This is a genomic window from Paraglaciecola sp. QJM3NY_14 (assembly GCF_056173245.1).
Genome location: NZ_CM149664.1, coordinates 1,159,269 through 1,184,416, shown reverse-complemented (window position 1 = coordinate 1,184,416; position 25,148 = coordinate 1,159,269). Strand labels below are relative to the sequence as shown.

The window sequence follows — 25,148 nt, the reverse complement described above, 5'->3', positions numbered from 1 at the left end:
TTAAGGTAATCTTGGTGAATTGTACCTCGTTTACAGAACATAAGTACATGACGTCACTTAGCATTTTACTCTTTTGTAGCGCTTATTTGTTGGGCTCAATATCCAGCGCAGTTTTGATCTGTCGCGTGTTTATGCTGCCCGATCCGCGTAAAACGGGCTCTAACAATCCAGGAGCGACAAATGTTTTACGCATTGGCGGTCGGCTACCGGCAGCCTTAGTCTTTATTTTCGATGTGCTAAAAGGAACCCTTCCAGTATACGTGGGGTATCTGCTAGGCATGCCTCCAATCACTCTAGGGCTAGTCGGCATCGCTGCTTGCTTAGGGCACATCTATCCTTTGTATTTTAATTTCAATGGAGGAAAAGGCGTCGCCACTGCAATTGGCGCGATGCTGCCATTGGGCTGGGAGTTAGTCAGTTTACTATTGGCCTGCTGGCTCGTGATAGTCTTTATCACCGGGTATTCGTCTTTGGCCGCGATTATTTCAGTCAGCGTGGCGCCTTTTATCACATGGTTTGTCAAACCGGCTTACACAGCACCAGTCACCATGTTATGCATACTGATAATTGTGCGCCACAGACAAAACATCATTCGTTTGATGAGTGGCCAGGAAAGTAAGATATGGGATAAAGGGCGAACGAAAGAATAACTCCACAAGGCTAAGAATGTATCCAGTAATTAGCAGTTTGTATAAAGCACTGGCCCTTAACGTTAAATGGCTGGCAACTCATCAAGAGACCAGCGAGGTTGAGCCTTGGTGGCTAAGCCTTCAGTTTCGCCAGCTTTCAATCTTTTGAGCCCTGCATAAGCAATCATAGCGCCGTTATCGGTGCAAAATTCTAAGCGTGGGTAATACACGGTGCCATGTAGCTTTTTCATCATGGTTTCAAATTCAATGCGCAACTGTTTATTAGCACTTACTCCGCCTGCAATAACCAAACGTTTTAGCCCTGTTTGTTTAAGTGCTCGCTTACACTTAATCGCGAGGGTGTCTACGACTGCTTCTTGAAACGCATAAGCGATATTGGCTTTGGTCTGCGCTGATTGATCTGAACTACGAATGGTATTGGCTGCGAACGTTTTTAAACCGCTAAAGCTAAAATCCAGTCCTGGACGGTCGGTCATAGGGCGAGGAAACTTGTAATGCCCTGCTTCACCTTGCTCAGCCATTTTAGCTAACAAAGGCCCACCGGGGTAATCTAACCCTAGAAGCTTAGCCGTTTTATCAAACGCCTCACCTGCGGCATCATCCACCGATTCACCTAAAATTTCGTATTGCCCGATACCATCAACGCGAACCATCATCGAGTGACCACCGGAGACTAACAACGCCACAAACGGAAACTCCGGTGCGGGTTCATCTAACATAGGGGCCAGTAAGTGGCCTTCCATGTGATGCACCCCAACTGCAGGCACATCCCAAGCAAACGCTAAGCTGCGAGCGACAGATGAGCCAACTAACAAGGCGCCTACTAAGCCAGGTCCTTTGGTAAAGGCGATACCGTCAATATCATCCTTTGTGCAATTGGCATCAAGCAATGCTTGCTTTATTAAAGGTACAATTTTGCGCACGTGATCACGAGAAGCCAACTCAGGTACCACACCGCCATAATCGGCATGCAACTTTACTTGGCTATAGAGTTGATGAGATAATAAACCTTGATGTTCATCGTAAACAGCAATGCCTGTTTCATCGCAAGATGTTTCAATACCAATAACGCGCATAGTAGATGTGGTGTTCCGTGTAATGTTAGGCCGCGCATTCTACCTTTCTCATGATGATTTCACCATATTAGAGTGAATAATCCGCGACTAATCTAATATTTCCTATATCGGGTCTTTACATTGTTAGCGTATATGATTAAAATTCCGCACCATTTTTAACCGAGCCGGTTATTTTTTGCGCTGGCAGACAAAGTATTTATTTTTGAGGTGAGATTTTAATGCCAATCGTTAAAGTTAGAGAAAACGAACCATTTGACGTAGCGTTGCGTCGTTTTAAACGTTCATGTGAAAAAGCAGGTGTTCTTTCTGAAGTTCGTCGTCGCGAATTTTTTGAAAAGCCTACTTGGGAACGTAAGCGTAAGAAAGCAGCTGCTAAAAAACGTCTTTTGAAGAAGTTGTCTCGCGAAAACGCACGTCGCATCAGATTGTACTAATTCTCTCCTAGGGTGTTTAACGTATTAAACACCCTTTGCAGTTTTATCTTAGGTTCATTTTAAGTATTTCTTCGAGTCAATTTCATGTCCTTGTTAGATGATTTAAAAAATGCCCAAAAAGACGCAATGCGTGCCAAAGACAAAGTTCGTCTAGGTACTATTCGTATGGCGTTAGCAGCGGTTAAGCAACGTGAAATCGATGAGCGTATTGAGCTCAACGACAGCGATGTCATTGCTCTGCTTACTAAGATGGTAAAACAGAGAAAAGACGCTGCGAGTCAGTTCGAACAAGCCAATCGTCAAGATTTAGTTGATGTAGAACTTACTGAAATTGATATTTTGCACACTTTTTTGCCTCAGCCTCTGAGCGAAGAAGAAGTCAGCACCTTGATTGACCAAGCAATGGTTGAAACACAGGCAAGCGGAATGCAAGATATGGGTAAAGTAATGGCTTGGTTGAAACCTAAGGTTCAAGGTCGAGCTGACATGGGAAAATTAAGCGGTCAAATAAAAGCCAAGCTAGCTTAGCTAGACCTCTTGAGTTCGCCTTAATCAATATTAAGGCACCCAAATATCTATTGAAATCAAGCCGCATTTATTTGCGGCTTGTTTGTTTATGCAGACCAAGTATAGTGCTTTTTTGCATCCCTCATGCTTTGCCCGAATAAATTGAGAAGTTGACATGAACGGCCGTATACCTCGTGAATTTATTGATGATTTAATCGCTCGCACCGATATTGTTGAGGTGGTAGATAATCGCGTTAAGCTCAAAAAAGCAGGTAGAAACTATCAAGCATGCTGCCCTTTTCATAATGAAAAAAGCCCCTCATTTACGGTAAGCCAAGATAAACAGTTTTATCACTGCTTCGGTTGCGGTGCCCATGGCAATGTTATTTCTTTTTTGATGGAATATGACCGACTTGAATTCCCAGAAGCCATTGAAGAACTAGCGCAGTATCACAGTGTTGATGTACCTAGAGAAAAAAGCTCAACCCCCGCTCCTACTGCTGAACAAAAACAGCAAAAGGCAGATGATTACGAGCTTATGGAAACCATATCCCGTTATTTTTCTCAGCAACTTAAAGTGCATAGCGATAAAGACAAGGCTATCGACTATTTAAAAAAGCGTGGCCTAAGTGGTGAAGTCGTTAAGGCCTTTGGTATAGGGTATGCCCCAACCGAGTGGGATGCGGTGCTCAGTACCTTCGGCCGTACGCCAGAGGCCCAGCAGCAACTGCTTGATTTAAAGTTGATTACTGAGAATGATAATCGCCGCAGATTTGATTTCTTTCGCGAACGTATCATGTTCCCTATTCGCGATAAGCGTGGCCGCATAGTTGGTTTTGGTGGTCGAGTGTTAGGTGATGGTACGCCTAAATACCTTAACTCTCCTGAGACGCGCATATTCCATAAAGGCAACGAACTTTATGGTTTCTATCAAGCGAAACAAGCACATCGCAACTTGCCGCGAGTCATGATTGTTGAAGGTTATATGGATGTGGTGGCCCTCGCCCAATTTGATATTAAGTACGCGGTCGCATCGTTAGGCACCGCCACTACCCCTGAACACATACAAATGCTATTTCGCACTACCAGCGAGGTAGTTTGTTGCTATGACGGCGATCGAGCTGGGCGAGAAGCAGCTTGGCGTGCATTAGAAAATGCCTTGGCATATCTAAAAGACGGCGTTGAAATGAAATTCCTGTTTTTACCCGATGGGGAAGACCCAGATACTTTGGTGCGCCAAATTGGCAAAGAAGCATTCGAGCAAAAACTGGTGAGCGACTCTGTACCTCTGTCTAAATTTTTCTTTGATAATTTACTACAGCGTCACCATATAGGTAGTGCAGAAGGTAAAGCGGCGTTAAAAGCAGAAGCCATGCCGCTAATCGAGCAAATATTAGGGGATAATCAACGGGCTATTTTAACCTCTGAGCTCAGTACGCACATGGGTGATAGAAATCGTCACCGCCTAGAGCAAGACGTAGCCAAAGCGAATCAGCATAAAGCAGGCGCAAAACTGGACTTTACCGCTTTAAATAAAGCCAAGATTTCCCCTGTAAGGATGATGATCCGCTTATTACTTGACCAGCCAGGGATTGCTATCGAGTGTCAACATGCTAATCCTGCAGCACTGGGCGATATGCAAGTGCCAGGCCTGGACTTTTTAAACGAACTGTTTCAGTTCTGTTTAGGCAAACCCTCTGCCAATACCGCCCAAGTATTAGAGCATTTTAGGGATCATCCTCAGAGTAAGAATCTCGCTAAATTGCTCAGCTGGGAATACGCTGAAGAAAACCAAGCATTGGTATTTAAAGATAGTTTTGCCAAGTTACTGGATTGGCATTTTAAAAGTAGGATGGACGAGCTCATGTCAAAAGCGCGCTTAGGAAATCTCAGTGTAGATGAAAAACAAGAGCTGAACCTACTTGTAAAAGAACAAAAATGACCCAACATCTAGCCCAAGGGTAGTCGAGTCTGCTATACTGGCTAATTCGCTACAGCCTCGAGCCCAAGCAAAGTATTTAGCATTTTGAGCCCATTAATTGGTCCTCAGGGTGCAATTTTAACCCAAATCGAGAAGTGTAAGGTATATGGTGCAAAGCAAGCAGTCGCAGATAAAACTCCTCATTGCAAAAGGTAAAGAACAAGGCTACTTGACCTTTGCCGAAGTAAATGATCACCTGCCTCAAGACATAGTTGACTCGGATCAAATCGAAGACATTATCCGCATGATCAACGACATGGGGATCAAAGTGTTTGAAAACGCTCCTGATTCCGATGAACTATTGATGCAAGAAACCACGACAGATGAAGAAGTCGCGGAAGCCGCCGCCCAAGCCCTAGCTACGGTAGAAAGCGAGATTGGTAGAACAACAGACCCTGTGCGTATGTACATGCGTGAGATGGGTACGGTTGAGCTGTTAACTCGTGAAGGCGAAATTGTTATCGCCAAGCGCATCGAAGAAGGTATCAATCAGGTTCAATGTTCTGTTGCAGAATACCCTGAGGCAATCACCTACTTGCTTGATCAGTGGGACATGTTCGAAGCGGAAGAAATTCGCTTAAGTGACATCATTGTTGGTTTCGTTGATCCTAACGAAGCAGACAATATTGCCCCTACCGCTACCCACATTGGTTCTGAGTTATCTGAAGAAGAGTTGGAAGACGAAGATGATGATGGCGACGATAGCGATGATGAAGACGAAGAAGAAGAAGATACAGGCCCAGATCCAGAAGAGGCCCGTGAGAAGTTCTCTGAATTACGTGTTCAATACGAAAAAACGCGCGATGTAATTGCATCTGAAGGCCGTTCTCACGCGAAGTCACGCAAAGAAATTGATGAATTAAGCGAGATTTTCAAAGAGTTCCGCTTAGTGCCCAAGCAGTTTGACCGTATGGTTAAAAACATGCGCAGCATGATGGATCGTATCCGTGTGCAAGAACGCATCGTGATGAAACACTGTGTTGCTGCGGCAAAAATGCCTAAGAAAGACTTCATCAAAGCGTTCTCTGGAAACGAAACCAGTACTGATTGGTTATTCGAAATTCTTGCTTCTGACGCGCCTTATGTTGAAGAGCTTAAAGTACATCAAGAAGAACTAGAGCGTAGCATCGGTAAAATGAATGCCGTTGAAGACGAAACCGGCTTGATCATTGCCGACATAAAAGACATTAACCGTCGTATGTCAATTGGTGAAGCGAAAGCGCGCCGTGCGAAGAAAGAAATGGTGGAAGCTAACCTACGGTTGGTTATCTCAATTGCGAAGAAGTACACCAACCGTGGTTTACAATTCTTGGATCTGATTCAAGAAGGTAATATCGGTTTGATGAAAGCTGTTGATAAATTCGAATACCGTCGTGGTTACAAGTTCTCGACTTATGCTACGTGGTGGATCCGCCAAGCAATCACACGTTCGATTGCAGATCAGGCACGGACTATTCGTATTCCTGTGCACATGATTGAAACAATCAATAAACTGAACCGTATTTCTCGTCAAATGTTACAAGAGATGGGCCGCGAACCAACACCAGAAGAATTGTCAGAGCGCATGTTAATGCCTGAAGACAAAATCCGTAAGGTGTTGAAAATTGCTAAAGAGCCCATTTCAATGGAAACCCCTATTGGCGATGATGAAGATTCACATCTAGGTGATTTCATTGAAGATAGCACCATTGTGCAGCCTCTTGACTCTGCTACTGGCGGTAGCCTGAAGAACGCCACTCAAGAAGTGTTGGCAGGCCTAACCGCCCGTGAAGCAAAAGTATTGAGAATGCGTTTTGGTATCGATATGAACACGGACCACACGCTTGAAGAAGTCGGCAAGCAGTTTGACGTTACTCGTGAGCGTATCCGTCAAATCGAAGCGAAGGCACTGCGTAAACTACGTCATCCAAGTCGCTCTGAGCAGCTACGCAGCTTCTTAGACGAATAATGATCACGCATAAGCAATGCGCTTATGTCTTGTATTAGCAAGTACAAAAAACCGGATTCAATATCCGGTTTTTTTTCGCCTATTTTTTGTCGTCAGCAATATGGTAAGTATCAAGACATACAGCTTTAACGTTCATCAACGACTCCATTACAAATCATAAGCAGGATTGAGCCACATCGCAGGGTACACAGATCGCGCCGGACACAAAAAAGCGGCATAAGTTAAAACACTTAGCCGCTTTAGATATGCTCAGTTTTTTAGCTGAATTTGAGCAATGCGTTAAAAATCATCACCCTTAACGTAAGGAATTTCATCTTCGAGTTTTTCTAGCTTATGAGTGATAGCCAGCGGCGAGCCAGTGTTACGTGCCAACCAATAGTAGGCAGTGGGAACCACAAACAAGGTCAGTAGCGTTGATACAAGCACCCCAGCGAATATCACCATGCCGATAACGGTTCTGCTTTCGGAGCCTGCACCACTTGCAAACACCAGTGGCAATGAGCTAAAGATAGTAGTGAAACTGGTCATCACGATAGGTCTAAGGCGCAGCATGGCAGCGCGTTTAAGGGCTGATTCAAACTCAGCACCAGCATCACGTAGTTGATTGGCAAATTCTACAATCAGAATGCCGTTTTTGGCCGCAAGTCCAATCAACATCACTAAGCCAATTTGGCTGTATATATTCAGCGTCATTCCCGCAAAATATAGCCCGATAAAGGCCCCTACTAACGCCAATGGCACAGTGAGCATGATAACTAACGGATGCACCCAACTTTCAAACTGAGCCGCAAGGATCAGATACACGATGACCAATGCCATTAGGAAGATGAAAATAATGGAATTACCCGACTCCTGATAGAGTTGAGACTCTCCCTTGTAATCTACCGACACACCTTCTGGTAATTCGGTATCAACAATATTATTTAGGTAAGTCAGTGCTTCGCCCACCGTGTAACCGTCAGCCAAGTTTGCACTGATGGTGATACTGCGCATCCGATTGTAGCGATTCAAGCGCGAAGAGGTGGCTCGCTCTTCCACTTTCAGTAGGTTATCCATTGGGATCAGTTCGCCTGTCCTAAATGAGCGCACGTACAGGTTATCAATACTCTGTGGGCTGCGATAGTCCTCACGGCGACCTTCTAAAATCACATCGTATTCTTGGCCACGATCTAGGAAAGTCGACACACGTCGCTGGCCTAACATCGTTTCTAACGTGGTGCCAATGTCGCTCACCGATACCCCTAAATCTGCTGCACGCTCGGTATCGATGTTAATCAAGAGTTGCGGCAAGGTTTCTTTGTAATCTGAGTCCAACCGCAGCAAGTTAGGGTTTTGTCGGGCAATTGACAGAAGCTTATCCCGCCACTCAACCAGCTCTTCATAGGTATTCCCCTGAAGAACAAACTGTACTGGACGCCCGACGCCTCGCCCGCCCAAACTTGAGCGCATGATTGCAAACGCTCGCACATCAGGGATAACGGATAACTTTTGACTGATTTCATCCATCAAATCAAACGTTGAGCGTTTTTTCTCATCCCCTATTGGGGTGCCTACAATGGCAATGCCTGCACTGCTGCCAAAGCCCGGTAATCGAACGAGTACCCGTGTTGCTTCTCCGCTGTCTAAATACGGCAGAATGATCTCTTCTACCTTTTTCATGCTTCTACTGTTTTCTTTAAAGCTTGCGCCCTCTGCTGCTTGGATCTGTATAAAGAAATTTCCTCTGTCTTCTTTTGGTACAAATTCACTAGGTAATATTTCCACTAATCGTAATAAACCAACAACACTCACCAGAATAAGCAACGCCATCAGAATAGGTTGATGGATGGTTTTGCCAAGCACCTTAAAGTAACTGCCTTCAAACTTGGTGAACGACCTGTTCATCCACGCATTTAACCCTTTAGAACTTTTGGTTTTTGTTAATAGTTTAGAGCTCAACATAGGTATCAGCGTTAATGCAGTGACACTTGAAAATGCCACTGCTGCAGCTATTGCCAAAGCGAACTCGGTAAATAACCGACCTATATTTCCTTGTAAAAACACTAAGGGTACAAACACCGCAATCAACACTAATGTTGTTGCTATAACAGCAAACCCGACCTCACGCGCTCCACGATAGGCAGCTAATAACGGCGGCTCACCTAACTCTATACGACGTGAGATATTTTCAAGTACCACAATGGCGTCATCCACCACCAACCCGATAGCTAACACTAATGCGAGAAGCGTTAATAAGTTGATAGAAAAGCCCAAGGCGTACATCACAGTAAACGCAGCGACTAACGACACAGGTACGGTCACCGCAGGGATGATCGTCGCACGGATATTGCCAAGGAAAATATAAATGACTAACACCACCATCAACATCGCAATGGCTAGTGTTTCATATACTTCGTTTATTGAGGCTTCAATAAACACTGAGGAGTCATAACTAGGTACAATAAAAATATTATCCGGCAAGGTCTGCTGAATTTCATCTATCGCTTCTTTTGCCGCTCTTGCTACCTCTAATGTATTGGCTTTCGATTGCTTAGTAATACCTAAGCCAATCATGTTCACGCCATTACCTCGAAACTCTGTTTCGTCGTCTTCTGCGCCTAGCTCAACCGTAGCCACTTCCCCTAAACGGATAAGATATCCGTCAGCGCCAGCTTTAACAGGAAGTTTTGAGAAATCATCCGGGCTTAGATAACTACGCGCAACACGCACATCAAAATCTCGTTGATCTGACTGCACTTCTCCCGCGGGGAGCTCCACATTTTCAGCCTGAATAACCTGCTCTATGTCCGCAACGGTAATACCTCTAGCCGCCATAGCATTACGATTAAGCCAAACTTTCATGGCATAACTGCGACCGCCTCCTAACCGCACGTTTGCCACCCCCTCGGCTACAGATAATCGGTCTACCAAGTAACGGTCGGCGTAATCGGTCAGCTCCATAACACTCATGTTGTCACTGCGCAGGTTATACCAAACGATGACGTCATCATCTGAGGTTGATTTTGATACCTCAGGAGGATCTGCTTGATCAGGCAAGTTATTCAGCGCCCGGCTTACCCGCTCACGCACATCATTTGAAGCGGCGTCAATGTCTCTGGAAAGGTTAAATTCTACATCGATTGAGGATCGTCCATTTCTGCTGGTCGACTCAATATTTTTAATCCCTTCTATACCACTGATACGGTCTTCTAATAATTGGGTGATCCGGCTTTCGATGATGGCTGCTGATGCGCCGGTATAGGTTGTGTTAATTGATACAATGGGAGGGTCAACATCTGGGTATTCCCGCAATGACAGAAACGTCACAGCGACAATCCCGAATACCACTAAAAGTAAATTGACGACCGAAGCGAATACTGGGCGTTTGATGGAGATATCAGATAACAACATTAGACTTACCCTTGAGATGTGTGCATAGATAGCACATTAACATCCGAGCCTTCGCGCAGACGAAGTGCACCTTGAATCACAACCTGCTCGCCTTCCTTCAAACCAGACGTTATCTGTGCAATACCCGGTTTTCGCAAGCCGACTTTCACTTCCTTACGAGTCACTTTGTTGTCTTCAATAACAAACACGAATTGCTTATCTTCAATGGGGACTAGAGCGCCTTCCGGTATTGTCAGCGTCTCGAGAATTTCTTTTTCAAGATGAATTTGCAATAACATGCCTGGGCGAAGTTTTAACTCTTTGTTATCGATAATAGCGCGAATTTGAATAGCGCGAGTGACAGGGTCCACACGGGACGCAATACTGGAGATCTCACCTTCAAATGTTTCTCCTGGGTATGCCACCGATGTAGCCGACACCTGCTGACCTTTACGTACGCTGGGTAAATGCGACTCAGCGATAGTGAAGTCCATTTTGATAACATGTAAATCATCTAATGTTGCAATTAAATCCCCAGGCATCACCAAGGCCCCTAAACTGACTTGACGTACGCCTAGCAAGCCGCCAAATGGAGCACGCAACTCTAGTTCTTCTAATTGTGCCTTAGCGACTTCTAATTGTGCTTTGAGGGCTTTTACGTTGGCTTCTTGTTCATCTAATAACTGGGCAGAAGCAACACTTTTTTGTGCTAAATTGTCGATACGCTTTAACTGGCGTTTCGCTTCTTGTAAATTAATGTCGAGTTCATTTAATCGTGCTCGTTCTTCACGGTCGCTCAACTTAATCAGTAGCTGGCCTTTCTTAACCAAATCCCCATCGTCAAATTCTATACTTTGCACAATGTCTGACTTTTGCGCCGTCAACATAACAGATTCGTTCGCATTCGCGGTACCTAGCGCTTCCACCGTCACAGGAAACTTTTCTTTCACCATAGTATAAGCAGTCACAGGAGTCGCACTCGGCTTCTGCCGCTGCTCCTCTACTTCAGTGGGCAAATACAAATAAATAAGCAAACCACTCGCCAAAATCAGCGCGATTAGAATGGGTGAAAATGAAATTCCTTTGGACATGGAGAAACCTTTTTATACGTTAAATTTTGAGTGTATGCTTTCTACGACTAAAGCCGTAATTTGGCTCGATAGTACGTTAAATTACTGCACTTACTTAGTAACATTTACGCTTTCTTACACTTTTTTACTACGCAAGTTATTGAACTGAAAAGTATGGTATTTCACCGCATTAGAGTTTGTGATAACGCACCAAAAATACGCAAAACATGCCCTTTTATCGAACATTCTGTCTTCTACCACATGAGATAACATGACTAGCACACTCCGCTAACGCTACACATTTGCGGGCACAAAAAAAAGGCGCTCTTAATGAGCGCCTTTGGTGTGATTTTACAGCTCCATTTTGGAACCGTTAATTAACTCAATATCTGCTAATTAATTCACTGCACAAGCTGAACGGGTACACATACGTTGGAGTAATCTAACGTCTGTATAAGTGACTTGACCATCGTCATTAAAATCGAAACTCATATCGATATCCTGACGAAGCTGAATCGCTCTTGTTAAAGCACGTATATCCATCATATCTACGTCGCCATCACCGTCCCAATCTCCTTTCACTGCAACAACGGCATTCGCATTAATCTCACTATTTTCCGCTTTGGTACCAACATTAGCTGGTAAAGAAGAGGTTGCAAACAGCTCGATTGGACCACCAGCATTCTCTTCAGTAACAACTAAGCTAAATGTTAGAAGTTGAGTGTTATCAGGATCTTGTAACGTGAAGCAAAGTTGTGAACCGGACGCAATATCACTTCCAATGTCACCAATAGGCTCACCACCTCCCACGTAGTGAGTTGTCAAACCTGTCAGCCCATCTACTGATTCAAAACCAATCGATGTTCCTAAGGTATCAGCTGTAGCATGAGACACATTATCATAAGTGAATATGATATTAGGTTGGTCACCCTCAGCTTCATTCATAAAGACAACTTGGAAATCAAGAACATCTGCATCGCCTGAGAAAGGACGCATATCATCCCATTCGACTATAGTGACAGCCGAGCCTGCCGTCGCCACTGTGATCCCCGACCCATTCGCGACATCGAGTATCATGTCACGCCATAGTGGAGCAACGAGACCATTAGCCGGTGTCTCATCAGGCATGAGTTGGTTCACCCATGGAGTGGCACCAGCATCTCCCGTAAACGTGATAAACCCATCATCTGTCACACCGATTGAGTCGTACAATTGACCAAGGAATGACGCTGGCACACTAAAGTTTGCCGTTGTGGTATCACCATCAGCATCCGAGAATCCAAGACCAAATCCGGCTAAATCAATATAACCAGACCCTTGGCCAAAGTTAGGGTTTGCACACAATGGATTGTTTGCATTAGTTGAAGCAGTATAAGACGCCGTTTGTCCTTTAATGGATTCTTGAACCACATTCCAAGTTAGGGAACCGTCATCAGCAACGGTGCCATCAAGCAAAGAACCTTCAACTAACTCTACACCTGCTGGCAAGGCTAATGAAATATCGTATAGACGATCATCGTTTGTAAAGTTAGGTCCTACTTGTATAGCGTAGTCAATAACATCACCAGCCATCAGAACGTCATCTGAGCCCCCTAAGACTTGTACGTCATCAGCGATCCTATCTAACTCCACAATAACAAGACCAAAATTACCTGCAGATTCAGCACTAGAACCCACATCAAACGCACCATAGTATTTATCACCTTTGACAGCGTCGATATCCCAGCCAACGCGAATGTCAAACGGAGTAATAGCAGGGATAGAAGAAGGAGCTTCTACAGTTAAGTTGTCACCGACTTCTGCGTCAATTATTGCTGTAGCAATCATAAATTCATCACTCGCATCAGAGGCTGAAGCGCTCCAATTCTGAATGACAACCCAATACATACCTTGCTCTGGTTCAGTGACTTCTACTTTCTCTAAAGCAGTTGCCGTTGCACTTGACCCAATAATCTCACTTGCATCTGGAATGCCGTTCTCATTGAAGTCGCGCACCAAAAACAAATCCAAATCAGGTGATTCAGAAGCCGTTATCTCAGCGACCAAGTATTTAGCGTCTTCGGGAACCATCATAGGAATAATGTGAACACCGTCGTTCAAATCATCTAGAGCACTACTGTTATTGCTATCTTCTGGAATGCTCGCGACGGTATTTGTCGCTTTAGTCAGCCCATAAGAACGCGCCGTAAAGTCATTGATTTCCACCGCTAATATATCTGAAAGGACACGCGTATCTGCGTCTCTGTCAGCTGAAATATTCATGGTGTCTGGAATATTACTCGTCGTAGCAATTACAGCCACAGGCAAATGCAAATCAGGCGAGCTATCAGAGGTAAGATTCACTTGACCAAACAAGAAGTCTTGACCGCTCTGGCTGGCTGAAGCAGTAACCGTAATTTGCTGACTTTGACCGGCTAAGATATCAAACGATTCAGGACTAACTGTGACACTCACACCATCAGATATGCCTACTCCTGATACAGTCCATGAACCGTCTTTCGTAGCGGTAAACGTTCTTGTCCAGCGACATGCTCCAACACAGTTATCATCCGCCATACTAGGAATGTTAAGGGTGCGTGGATCGCCACCATCATTTGGATTTGCAGCTAGGTAATTAGCCCCAGACTCATCCATGATAAGTCCGGTTTGATTAGCTAAATTAACCTGAATACGACCAGAGCCCATATCAAACCAATCAGCAGGAGTAACGCCATCTTCTTTGCGCATATTGGTGGTTGCAGTCATCATTAATGCTGAACGCACATTATCAGGAGACCAACTAGGATTTGCTTCCATTAACAATGCGGCTGCGCCTGCTACATGCGGGCTTGCCATTGACGTACCACTTAAGAACGCAAAATCGCTAGGATCAGCTACATGTCCATCATGACCAAACATTTGATCCGCTGAAGCGGCATAAATACTAACACCAGGCGCTGCTACTTGTGGCGTAATGGTGCTAATGGAAGGATTAGGCCCTCTAGAGGAGAAATCAGCAATATCATCTCCTTCACTTAGAATTAACTCACCTGCAGAAGCGGTAATGGTAGCCATGTGACCATCGCCACTTGCTAACCAACTACGTAACATGTCCGCTTTTTCAGCATTAATGTGAATGCCAGGAATGACATAAGCGTCATTATCGACTGTGCTGCCACCGCCAAGTACGTTACCTAAAACAAATCCATCTGCACCACCAGCGGCGACATTCTGTGCTTTTGCGACTCGTGCAATTGCACCTCTATCACAGAGCACTATTTCTCCGCTGAAGGTACCATCAGGAAATGGTTGTAAGCACTGCGCGGGATCGCCATCGGGATCGTTAGCATTGCTGTAATCACCAGCATAAACGATGGAAGCTGTGATCCCACCAGAGTTACTGTTACCGGTTAGCGTACCTAACTCAGTATCACCGCCAGTAAACTCGCCTATCTCTTTGGCATAATCTATTTCACGACCGTGAGTAGAGGCAGCAACGGCAGTATACCAAGGGGCATGCTTTGATGTCGTTTCCGCATCTGGGCCTGAGTTACCTGCTGAAGTAGCCACAAAAATACCCGCGTTTCTAGCTGACAAAAACGCCATATCCACGTCACTGCTCCAAGGGAACCCACCACCACTGATAGAATAGTTAATGATATCGACGCCATCTTCAATTGCATCATCAATACCCGCTAAAATCGCCGCACCAGGGCAATCTCCATAGGTATCCCCTGCATCAGCGCGCCCGGGGTAACAAATTTGATAGGCAATGATGTTAGCGTGGGGCGCAACACCCGATATTTGACCAAATTCAAACTCACCTGGAATACCGTCACTTTCTTCGCCTTCACCAGGCGTAAGAACAGGCACATCTAGCAATATGTTGCCAGCAAATGTACCAGCGGTGTGCGAGCCATGACCGCTATAATCTTCACCATTACGTGGTAAATTCGGTGGGAAAACATTGGTATCCCCATAATCATCCGTGATCCGAGTGTAGCTGCGCACGCCAATCAGTTTGTCATTACACATTTCTGGGAAGTTTTCAGCACAATCGCCAACATATACACCGGCCCCACGAGGGTTAGTATGATCGTATCCGTCATCGCCTACATCGGCAAACGAGCGACTATCGGTATTCACACCGGAATCGACCGTAGCAATAACGATACCTTCACCCAGCGCGCCGACACCGCTATTCGTTACTGTTCCGTCCCACAGGTCCGGTGCTCCGATCTTTACCGGCCCGGTGTCCGTGTCCATTTTATAGGTTGCTTCACGCTCTACTCGTTCTACACCGGGTAATTTAGATAGTGCCTCTGCTTCGTCAGGCGTAACACGCACGGCAACACCGTTTACGCTGTACTTAAAGGTATCAACGACACGTAAGTCTCTTGTTTCCCTTGAAGCGCGTGTAATAAACGAGGCTTGTGCCTCTTTAAGGTAAGATACATACGCTTTAACTTCCGGAGACTCAACATCGATTTTGGGCGCCTTCTGAGGTGCCTGCATTCTTGCAGTACTCGATTTTGTCGCTTTCGGGTTGGTGGCTTTAAGGTCTTTAATTCCACCATCATAGGTGGCTACGGGTTTGTCAGTTAATCTAACGATATAAACGTAGGGTTTATTTTCTATGCCTTTCTCAAAGACGAATCGTTGGGCAATACTGTTTACGATAGGTTTTTGATTTTTGTTTTTATTGACTGATGCTGGACTTGCACCTTTAAGTTCAGATGGCGAAATATCAAACTTCGATACTCCGTCTGCTAACTCTCCGGCAGAGTGCGCTGACATTGACATCAATGCAGCGGATACAGCAATGGACAGTGTATTTTTCATCTTATCTCCGTTTCCCTGATGGGTTAATTTATAACCTTGTTATTAGATGTTTTACTTCGAAATGACGGATAAATAAAATGCCTTAATATTTTGCATATCTCGGCTACAACAGTAGTTTACCCGAAGGGGGTGTTAGCTTATTTTTAACTTACATATAACGCAATTGCAACCGCGTAATTCGAATATGACTGAATTTAAAACAAGTCAATTGTATTGCCATGTTTGCAGCCCAAGAATATCTCGTTGCCAGTGGTGATAGAGTGAGTTCTGGAATGAAGTGTCAGGCTATATTTCTTGAATAGATATCACAATAGTGGGTAATAAAAAAGGCGGTTAGTCTAAGATTAACCGCCTTTCAATATTAGTTAATGTGCATCAAAACCCTTCACTATCAGTGGATGGTTCTAATTTTCAGATAACACTTACGCTTTACGGCGAACACCAAACAAACCTAGAACCGCTAAGCCCATAAAGGCCATTGCACCCGGTGCGGGTACGGCTATGCTAGTTGCAAATGCACTAACATCCAAAGCCGTTTCATCACCGGGGAACGGAGCGAACAGAGATGAAGCAACTAGAGAGAATGAAGATTGACCTGCACCAATAGCCAGCAAATCGAAGCTCGCTACTAGATAATCGCCAGCGCCATAAACTACCGGAGCGAAGAAGTCTTCGTAAAGGTTAATAGAAACAAGCCCTGGACCCGTAGTGTCAACATCTAGCCCACTTGCTGTAAACGGATCAAAAGGTGGGAAGTCAGAGCTGGCACTACCATCTACATATGCAAAAAGGTTGCTGTCATAATTCAGGCCAGTGAAGATGGCCGAAAAATCTTCGGTAACACCAGTCAAGTTGATATTCACAGACACCGTATCCCCCACTGATGGGTTTACATTGTCCAGTTCGATATTGATCATATTGGCGTTAGCGGTGCCAAAAAACATTGTACAAACTAATAAAAGTACTTTTTTCATTTTTATTTTTCCTACTGTTTGTTAACGGTACAACTCATTAAATAGCGCAACGTGTGCGAGTACACATACGTTGCAATAATCTTACATCTGTATAACTTACTTGCCCATCTTCGTTAAAATCGAAGCTGTTGTCTATAGTTTCACGAAGTTGAATTGCTCTAGTCAGTGCTCGAATATCCATCATATCCACATCACCATCGCCGTCGTAGTCACCCTCTACTACTTGTACCTCTGATTCTAGTAGTAGCGAAATCACCACAGGGTCGTGATCTGACATGCGATACGCGTCAGGCGCATAGTAATCAATCAGCTGCTGATCAGACTTAAACTCAACGTTATAATCGAAGACTATGGGTTCATCAGCGTTGATGTGCCATTCAGTGGTATCAACAATTTGGTCAACTAATGTTGCGCTAGCTAGCGCATGGTCTAGGTAACCAAATTCACCACCAAATGAGTAAGAGTATGCTTCATCGCCACCAAATTTATTGGCAAGATCAGTGTAACCCTGCTGCAAAATTTTAAGGATAGGCTCTTCCATCGCATAAGAGTTTAAATCACCAATAATCAACGTAGGGCTGTCAGAGAACTGCTGTGACAAGAACGTCGTTAATGCTTCAGCGGCTCTCGTACGAGTCAGGTTACAGTTACCTTGCCCTGTCGTTGTATCGTCATCGCCAGCGCCACAACTTGATCCTTTAGATTTGAAATGATTTACGCTGACAACCAGCTCTTCATTGTTTGCAACTAAAGCAAACTTTTGATTTAACGCTGGGCGGTTCTTGGTGTCTAAGAATAAAGGACCATCGTCATCAGAAATAGAATTACTGCTGTCTAATATGGCCGGTTGTCCAACGACTGAAACCACCGCGGGTTTGTATATTAACGCAACCGTGATCGCATCAGTGCCGATAGCGCTACCCGCATCAACTGTTGCATAGGTGTTAGCACCTAATACATCGTTTAAACCAGAAACTAGATCTCCAACGGCGCTGTTTGCCCCAAATCCGTTATTCTCGACTTCCATCAAGCCTACGATATCTGCGTCCATAGCAAGTAAAGCAGCTAGGGTTTTAGCGCGTTGACGCTCAAGCTCTATCTCGCTATCAGCACCACGACATTCTAGATTAGAAGGGCCACACACGTTCGGGCTAACATCTAACGTGTTGAAGTAATTCAATACGTTCAAGCTTGCCACTTTAAGGTTACCTAATTCAAGATCAGGCGCGTCAGTTCTTGGATTGCTTGCCACAATAGTCGGCTGTTCAACCGGAATAATCCGATAAAGACTGAAGCTAAAATCCATTACGCCTGTTAACGCAGTGACCGTGTCACCGCCACGAAGCGGATTACTGGCAGACAAACCACCAGCAGGATAAACAACAACGTCTGGATTTTGGCCATTTACACCATCATCTAACGTAATCTGATTGAGCTCATTCTGAGCCGCTAACGCAATCGCTTCAGGACTACCAGCTGTATACAGGTTGGTAGGTATAAACAAACGCCCATTGGACAATAAGACTTCACCGTATCGCCCAAGACTGTAAGTGTCAGTCACTGTCAGCTCACCAGAACTGGCTACTAACATGCCCTCTAGCGCTTCCATCGAATCAACAGAATCAAACGGTAATGTCAATGCAGTGGCTGTAACTGAACCAGTTCCGCAGTCAGGGTTAATCTCAGACACAACAATTTGCGTTTTGTTAAATGCTTCCGCTACGTCACCTAAAACGCGCACCACTTTTCCGGCTTCGGGTAATGCTAACGATGGACTGTAAACAAATACACCTTCTGATGTGGCACTGTCTGCATCTTGGTCGCTATCTTCTTCTTGTACAAAGTAACCACTAAGATTTGGGAAACTCGCGGTAACAATACCTTCAATGATATGAGTTTCGCCAACAGCTGGGGAAATATCCGTAGAACCTTGAATTGCGCTAATTAAGGTTGCTGGGTCTGCACACATACCTAATAGAGGTGTTTCACCACCGCCATTGTCGCCGCCGCCGTTATTTCCGCTGCCAGCAAAGCTGCCAAGGGGGAAAGGGGTTGACACAGTCGCATTACTGCTCGAACCATCAAGTACATTGGTGCCGCTGAATGTCCAGTTAGCCAACACAAAGGTTGTGCCATCTGGGCCTGAATCGGCCACACGGTAAGCCCAACCATCTAAGTAATCCCAAGGCTGGCCAGTGCCGTCGACATTAATATCTCCGAACACGTCAACCACTTCACCCTCGTGGAACAATTCAATGGCGTCATCACCGTTAATACCCGCTGCACCTGAGATGAATGTTGGATCAAACCCAAAGTAAGCATTAAAACCTGATGTTTCCATAGCGACATAGAAATATTCACCGGCAGAGACAGAGCCAGAAAACGCAAATTCTTGACCGTCTGTTCCACCACCGTTATTTGCAGAGCCAAAACCAAATACGCTTAAATCTTGTATGTCGGTTACCGCATAGAATTCAATCGCTTTGGGCGTTCCGCCCGATAGAGGGCCGTCAAATACACCAGATATTAGAAGGACTTCTTTACTGGTGTATGAACCGATTGGAAATTTACTAGCCGCAGTGGCATTCGTTGCTTCGCCATCTAATGCATTAGCCCCACTGAACACCCAATTGCTAAGCGTAAAGGTAGAGCCGTCAGGACCTGTACTAGCAACGCGATATGCCCAACCATCCACATGGTCCCATGGTTCACCGGTGCCGTCTGTATTGATATCACCGAATACGTCAACGACGTCTCCGTCACAGAACAATTCAATCGCATCATCACCGTTTATTCCTGCAGCGCCAGCCGTATCCGTTGGAGAAAATCCAAAATAAGCATCGAAATTACTGCCTTCAGAGGCGATATAAATAAAATCACCTGCAGCTGCAGAGCCAGAGAAAGTATATTCTTGGCCGTCAGAGCCTCCGCCGTTATTAGCAGAGCCAAAACCACACGTGCTTAAATCAGCAATATCATTACGCACAAAGAACTCAATCGCTTTAGGTGTGCCACCAGAAAGAGGTCCATCAATCACACCTGAGATGACAATATCGCCTGCAGAGGCCGAGCCGCCATGGTCGCCACCCGTGTCTCCACCCGTGTCGCCATCGTCTTCACCACCAGTATCACCGCCGTCGGTACCACATGCTGGTGTTTGATATAAAATATCAACCCACTCAGGGTGGTCAATAAACGGATTACGGTTACCTTGGTACTCGTAAATCGTGTCGTTACGTGTTTGTTCCGTTGCATCTACCGGATCAGCATTATGCCACTCCACTAAGCGACACAAACGCCCCAACTCTGGAGCACCGGTTGAGGTTAAGCGGTCTACCAAAACAAGATCGGGTGTCGAGTCACCAAAATCTTCGTAACGCGTGTCCATATAGAACATCATGCGCGCAACATCGCCTTTCACGGCATCACGTGGTTCAAACGAATCATCATCAACACGATTGCTGGGGGCTTCAGATAAAGCAATATCGCTGTTATCGAAATCTAAATTGCCACGCGATGAATTAACCGAAATATCGGTGGGCCGTAAATGATGAATATCGGTGTAAGCTTCTTGGGATTCATTTGGAAACCCATGGCTTTTTGCCCAGCTATGTTCACGATTCCAGTTGTCAGGATCACTGCTTTGTGAACCGCTGCCATTACTGCTTTTCGCGATTGATGTACCTTTGTACCATAGGATCACGTTATCGGGGTTATTTGGATCTTCATCTGTGTGGGTTAATGCGCTCCACACTTCTGAATACGTTAAATTCTTTTGCCCTTGCGTAATAGCGCTGGTAATAGCACTTTTAATCGTTGCTGTAGGCGAGTTGGCGTTTATTTCTGCGCTGACAGCTGCATAATAACTTTCACTATCAAACGTACTTAAATCAGCAATAGGATCTAGCGCTGGGCAGTTAAAACATGGAGCGCTCGGGTCTGTTGAGCCACCGCCTGTATCGCCACCACCGACCTCTTCAGCGAATGCCTTTAACGGAAATGGAGCGGCTGCTGTTGTATTGTTAGTTTCCCCGTCAAATGCATTGGGACCACTAAACGTCCAGTTACCTAATACAAACGAACTAGCATCAGGCCCAGTATCGACATTACGATATGCCCAACCGTCTAGATATTCCCAAGGTTCACCATTGCCATCTACGTTAATATCACCGAACACATCTACCACGGCACCGTCACAGAACAACTCTATGGCATCATCGCCATTGATGTTGGCGGCACTATTAGTGTAAGTCGGTTCAAAACCGAAAAAAGCAGCGAATTGAGGTGATTCCGACGCTAGGTAAATGTAGGTACCTGCAGTTGCTGCTCTAGCGGGAAAAGTGAATTCTTGATTATCAGTGCCGCCGCCGTTATTAGCCGAACCTACACCGCATGTACTTAAATCGGCAATATCTTGGGTAACAAATAATTCAATGCCTTTTGGCAGTCCACCGGGAAGTGGGCCATCAAAAACACCAGATATTACAAGCTCCCCTGCTTGCGCTGCGGACGCGCTTAGTAGCGCCAGCAGTGCTGGGTATTTTAATTTCATAGTTTCTCCTGAGAATATTATCGCCAGTTATCCGGCTTCTTATAATTTTTTAGGGCGGCAATGTTCTTATATTTCTATGACATCTAGATGACGACAAAATACCTAATGTCGTGCAGCACCTGAATCGATATTGTCATAGGGTTGTTCAATATTCCAGCACACCTGACCAAATAGTCAGCAATTATTTTTTAGGCGCTAACTTTCTTTACCGTTCAAGGGGTTAGTTGCATCAAAAATACTATATTTACAAAAGAAATGAGGTTGTAAGATAGGTGAGATCCAAACCAAGAAGATGCATGCTGACGGTAAAGGGCTGCGCAAAGCTGACTAAAAATGGCGTAACTTGAAAACAAAAGAGCACGCCATTTGTGGCGTGCTCTTTTACCGGTGGAATTCAGTGTGGGGTTAATTTGACACTAACAATCTGTATACCTCAGCGTAAAGACAGCTTAGTGTGACTGCCTAGTTATTCTAAAAAGCGCTATAGGCAACAGCAATGCAATCAACCACCCAGCACTGCCGCCGCTTGCTTCAATAACCACGACATCAGGCTCCACATATATCACTTCTTTGTCTTGGCTTTCGATACTCAGTAAATAGAGGTCTGCATCACTGTATCCATCTGACACCGCGACAAGTTCATTTGTGTAAGCATCGTAAATTTCAATTAGCATTTCATAGTCATCTGGGTAAAAGCCGCTAAGAAGCTCTGTTTCAACGGTGATTTGGTCTTCGGTAATATCACCCTCAATATAGAAGTCTCCAGTGGTGTGATACTCTCGAAATACCTCGTTCACCCCAAGATAAAGCCTTGCGTAGACTTCACTACGGGCGTAAATAGAGTCCACATCAAAACCTACACTGAAGTGATGATAATACCCGTCATAATCGCTGTCAGTGTGCAATGAAACGTATGCATCATATATCCAAAATTCTTGATTAATATCGCTTTGTGCTGGCCTTGAAGCTAGCGTTTTGGCAGCCTGCGATTGAGGAGTTACCTTGGCCGCTGTTTTAAGCGCTTGACCTTGATCGAGGTTAGATGAAGAAGAGGTTTTTTTTGCAGTATTCAACACCTTCCCTGCTTGCGACTCACTAGACTTTGCTGACCAATCAACATCATCTGCTTGAGCATAAAAGCAAAAAATGGCACTGAATATGACACTGTGAACAACTGATATTTTCATGACGCACTCCCTATAATTTATGTAAGGAGTGTCGTTTTTTCACCATGAACAAACACTGAAGATAAACTTACTGCCAGTTAAGCGACGTCAAAATAATAGCCGCCATTGGCACTAGGTAACACTATGACTCGATAAAGTAGGTGCCCCAGCCATCAAATTGTACGTTTTGTTTTTGCGCAATAGCTAACAACTTAACGGTATCAGCATTGATTAAGTCTACGTCTAGCAAGCGTTCAACAACCGCATCAAAACAAAAAATAGTGCCTCCGTCGTCAAGCATCAACTCTTCTGCATCGCCCACTTCAAAACCCGCTTTGAATGCGTCAACAGCCGCTTTCTCTAGCACATCAAAATCGTCTCCCGCAAAGTGATATTCAATAGTGTGTGGCTTGGTACTATCGCTGCCATCTTCAATTAATGCTTCGACTGTTTCTTGGTTAAATTCAAACCATTCTGCTTGTTCTTCTGTACTCATGAGTTGTCCTGTGTTCAATTTAGGTCGCTAGTTTAGCGGTTGCCAGCGGCAACTTCACTGTCTAATTCTGCTATTTTTTGCGCCATGGCAGTATGAAAATATGCCGTCCATTCTTTAGTAGAGCGGCTACTGTCGAGTTCTTGCGGTTTACCTACATCAATGATTACAGTGCCATTGTCCCATCTGTTCAGTTTAATTTTATTATGCAGATTACTCGCCGCAACTATGACCACTGGGCGTTTAGCGAGCTGGGCAATACGAAACGCACCTGTTTTAAAAGGCAGTAGTCCCCGGCCATAACTACGTGTTCCTTCGGGGAAGAACCACACAGAAAGTTTGCGTTTATGCATCTTTTTCACTGTCCCCTTCAACGTATCCATAGCTCGCCCAGAGTTTTTACGATCAATCATAATATTGCCTGACAACCAATATACTTGGCCAAATAACGGGATCCACTTCAGGCTTTTTTTACCTACTGTCACTGTTCCCTTCAATGCAGCCGCGCAAATAGTAAAAATATCATAACTATTCTGATGATTGGCGATAAGTATAAAAGGGCCACCGTTTAACGCTTCAGGGGCGATTCTAACCTCCAACTTGAGCCCTAATAATTTGCACGTTGAACTATACAACTTGCCCGCTACATGCACATTATCTCGGTGAAAAGGGCGAAGAATACAAATTATCACCAGCAACAAATTGATAAAAAGAAAGTAAAAGAAAATACTGATAATCCGAAGCAAAGCTAGCACGTGTATTCCTATGATCAAAAACGGCCGCTGATTATACCTATATTTTGTGGTTAGGATGTCTGATCAGTGCTTAACTTTAGTGGTATAACGTTGATTTTAGGTTAAAAATCTCATTATTATAATTGAGCGGCCGATACAATTAAAAATCGTATCGTAAACATACCAGGGTTAGGGCGTCAGTATACATGCAACAGTTTACTCATGAAGATTTGGATGAAGACATCCTCACAGACTTACTCGAAGAAATTAATGAGCTTTACGAAGCGAGTGAGCAGACCCTAATTGAACTGGAAATAAAACCCACCGACAAAGAACTTCAGCGCGCTCTGTTTCGCTCTATTCATACGATAAAGGGCGATTTAGGTCTGGTTAACTTCACGCCTATGATCCCTTTACTGCAGCACGTTGAAGATCTATTAGATTTCCTCAGAAAAGGCCAAATTGAATACACCAGCAACATGAGTGACTTGGTGTTACTCAGCATGGACAGAGTCAAAATTTTTGTCGAGAGCTGTATTCAAAACGGCAGTGCCCAATACGATGCTAGCCTATTCAACTTACTGATCCTACAGATCACAAAAATAGAACCGAGTAACAGTGCCGAGCATGAGAAGATCTTGTCAGAGGCCGTGCTGCTGTTAGATCCCAGTTTGGATGTTCGCGCTTTCATCAAAGGAGAAAATGCAGATAACCATCGACCTCCTTCATCTAATCTTGCGACGACTGGCATTCCGAAGCACCTAAGCGATCTTAAACGCGGTGATATTTTGTTCTTCCGTGAACTTATGAAACCTATCGAAAAGCGCTCTTCTTATTGGCTTGGTCGTGGCGATCGGATCGCTAAACTAGCAGCATATGTGAATAAAGTCGCCGGCATGCCAATCGATGAGGACCAGTTAGCCGTAGCCTGTTACATGCACGACTTTGGAATGGCGTTTATGCCAATCGAGATATTACACAAAAACGGGCGAATGACGGAGACTGAATTTAACTTAATGCGCTCTCATGTTTATAAAAGTGCACGTCTGTTAGAACACTTAGATCATTGGAATGAAGCGCGGAAAATCGTAATGCAACACCATGAACGGATGGATGGCAGCGGTTATCCTCTAGGCTTGAAAGAAGTGGATATCTGCGACGGAGCAAAACTTCTAGGCATTTTAGATACCTTTAACGCCATTACCCACTCACGGGCACATACCACGCAAGCTGTTCACCCCAAAAAGCGTGCAGTGATTGAGATGAATCGCGTTAAGGATGGTCAGTTTTGCCCTAAATGGCTAGGTATGTTTAACCGCGCGATGGCCGTTTTGCTGACTAAATAAGCCTTCTATTATCAACCAAGAAAATCG

General features: G+C 44.7%; 15 protein-coding genes. 6 read left to right on the top strand and 9 right to left on the bottom strand.

Annotation, left to right across the window (positions count from 1 at the left end):
- The first annotated feature begins 47 nt into the window (after nucleotides 1-47).
- Nucleotides 48-650, top strand: a complete 603-nt coding sequence (gene plsY, locus AC0VYA_RS05010; RefSeq protein ID WP_011573909.1) for a glycerol-3-phosphate 1-O-acyltransferase PlsY — start codon at nucleotides 48-50, stop codon at nucleotides 648-650.
- A gap of 62 nt (nucleotides 651-712) precedes the next feature.
- On the opposite strand, the gene tsaD is transcribed toward plsY, so the two are convergent.
- Nucleotides 713-1,726: a tRNA (adenosine(37)-N6)-threonylcarbamoyltransferase complex transferase subunit TsaD gene (gene tsaD / locus AC0VYA_RS05005; RefSeq protein ID WP_011573908.1), complete on the bottom strand. Its 1,014-nt coding sequence runs from the start codon at nucleotides 1,724-1,726 to the stop codon at nucleotides 713-715.
- 218 nt (nucleotides 1,727-1,944) lie between these two features.
- Here tsaD and rpsU point away from each other — a divergent pair, with 218 nt between their 5' ends.
- The 4 genes from rpsU (at nucleotide 1,945) to rpoD (ending at nucleotide 6,596) form a co-directional block, all read left to right on the top strand.
- Complete coding sequence (gene rpsU / locus AC0VYA_RS05000; protein ID WP_006991319.1) at nucleotides 1,945-2,160, top strand: 30S ribosomal protein S21; 216 nt, start codon at nucleotides 1,945-1,947, stop codon at nucleotides 2,158-2,160.
- Between the two features lie 84 nt (nucleotides 2,161-2,244).
- The gene (locus AC0VYA_RS04995) at nucleotides 2,245-2,688 is read left to right on the top strand and encodes a GatB/YqeY domain-containing protein (RefSeq protein ID WP_011573907.1); all 444 of its coding nucleotides are present in this window, start codon (nucleotides 2,245-2,247) and stop codon (nucleotides 2,686-2,688) included.
- 154 nt (nucleotides 2,689-2,842) lie between these two features.
- Entirely contained in the window at nucleotides 2,843-4,609 is a 1,767-nt protein-coding gene (gene dnaG / locus AC0VYA_RS04990; RefSeq protein ID WP_475490252.1) for a DNA primase, read from the top strand.
- Nucleotides 4,610-4,754: 145 nt separating this feature from the next.
- Entirely contained in the window at nucleotides 4,755-6,596 is a 1,842-nt protein-coding gene (gene rpoD / locus AC0VYA_RS04985) for an RNA polymerase sigma factor RpoD (protein ID WP_011573905.1), read from the top strand.
- A gap of 279 nt (nucleotides 6,597-6,875) precedes the next feature.
- On the opposite strand, the gene AC0VYA_RS04980 is transcribed toward rpoD, so the two are convergent.
- From AC0VYA_RS04980 to AC0VYA_RS04945, 8 genes are all read right to left on the bottom strand, one after another.
- On the bottom strand, nucleotides 6,876-9,986 hold the full coding sequence (locus tag AC0VYA_RS04980) for an efflux RND transporter permease subunit (protein ID WP_473478750.1): 3,111 nt from the start codon (nucleotides 9,984-9,986) through the stop codon (nucleotides 6,876-6,878).
- Nucleotides 9,987-9,991: 5 nt separating this feature from the next.
- A complete protein-coding gene (locus AC0VYA_RS04975) occupies nucleotides 9,992-11,056 on the bottom strand; it encodes an efflux RND transporter periplasmic adaptor subunit (protein ID WP_011573903.1) in 1,065 nt (354 codons plus the stop codon).
- Nucleotides 11,057-11,431: 375 nt separating this feature from the next.
- Nucleotides 11,432-15,856, bottom strand: a complete 4,425-nt coding sequence (locus tag AC0VYA_RS04970) for a S8 family serine peptidase (RefSeq protein ID WP_475490251.1) — start codon at nucleotides 15,854-15,856, stop codon at nucleotides 11,432-11,434.
- 422 nt (nucleotides 15,857-16,278) lie between these two features.
- Nucleotides 16,279-16,830, bottom strand: a complete 552-nt coding sequence (locus AC0VYA_RS04965) for a cohesin domain-containing protein (RefSeq protein ID WP_475490250.1) — start codon at nucleotides 16,828-16,830, stop codon at nucleotides 16,279-16,281.
- Nucleotides 16,831-16,867: 37 nt separating this feature from the next.
- On the bottom strand, nucleotides 16,868-21,382 hold the full coding sequence (locus AC0VYA_RS04960; RefSeq protein ID WP_475490249.1) for an ExeM/NucH family extracellular endonuclease: 4,515 nt from the start codon (nucleotides 21,380-21,382) through the stop codon (nucleotides 16,868-16,870).
- 449 nt (nucleotides 21,383-21,831) lie between these two features.
- Complete coding sequence (locus AC0VYA_RS04955; protein ID WP_475490248.1) at nucleotides 21,832-22,569, bottom strand: choice-of-anchor H family protein; 738 nt, start codon at nucleotides 22,567-22,569, stop codon at nucleotides 21,832-21,834.
- A gap of 121 nt (nucleotides 22,570-22,690) precedes the next feature.
- Nucleotides 22,691-23,044: a ribonuclease E inhibitor RraB gene (gene rraB / locus AC0VYA_RS04950; RefSeq protein WP_011573898.1), complete on the bottom strand. Its 354-nt coding sequence runs from the start codon at nucleotides 23,042-23,044 to the stop codon at nucleotides 22,691-22,693.
- A 32-nt stretch (nucleotides 23,045-23,076) separates the two neighbouring features.
- Complete coding sequence (locus tag AC0VYA_RS04945) at nucleotides 23,077-23,796, bottom strand: 1-acylglycerol-3-phosphate O-acyltransferase (RefSeq protein WP_011573897.1); 720 nt, start codon at nucleotides 23,794-23,796, stop codon at nucleotides 23,077-23,079.
- A 185-nt stretch (nucleotides 23,797-23,981) separates the two neighbouring features.
- Here AC0VYA_RS04945 and AC0VYA_RS04940 point away from each other — a divergent pair, with 185 nt between their 5' ends.
- On the top strand, nucleotides 23,982-25,121 hold the full coding sequence (locus AC0VYA_RS04940; protein WP_475490247.1) for an HD-GYP domain-containing protein: 1,140 nt from the start codon (nucleotides 23,982-23,984) through the stop codon (nucleotides 25,119-25,121).
- Nucleotides 25,122-25,148 lie beyond the last annotated feature (27 nt).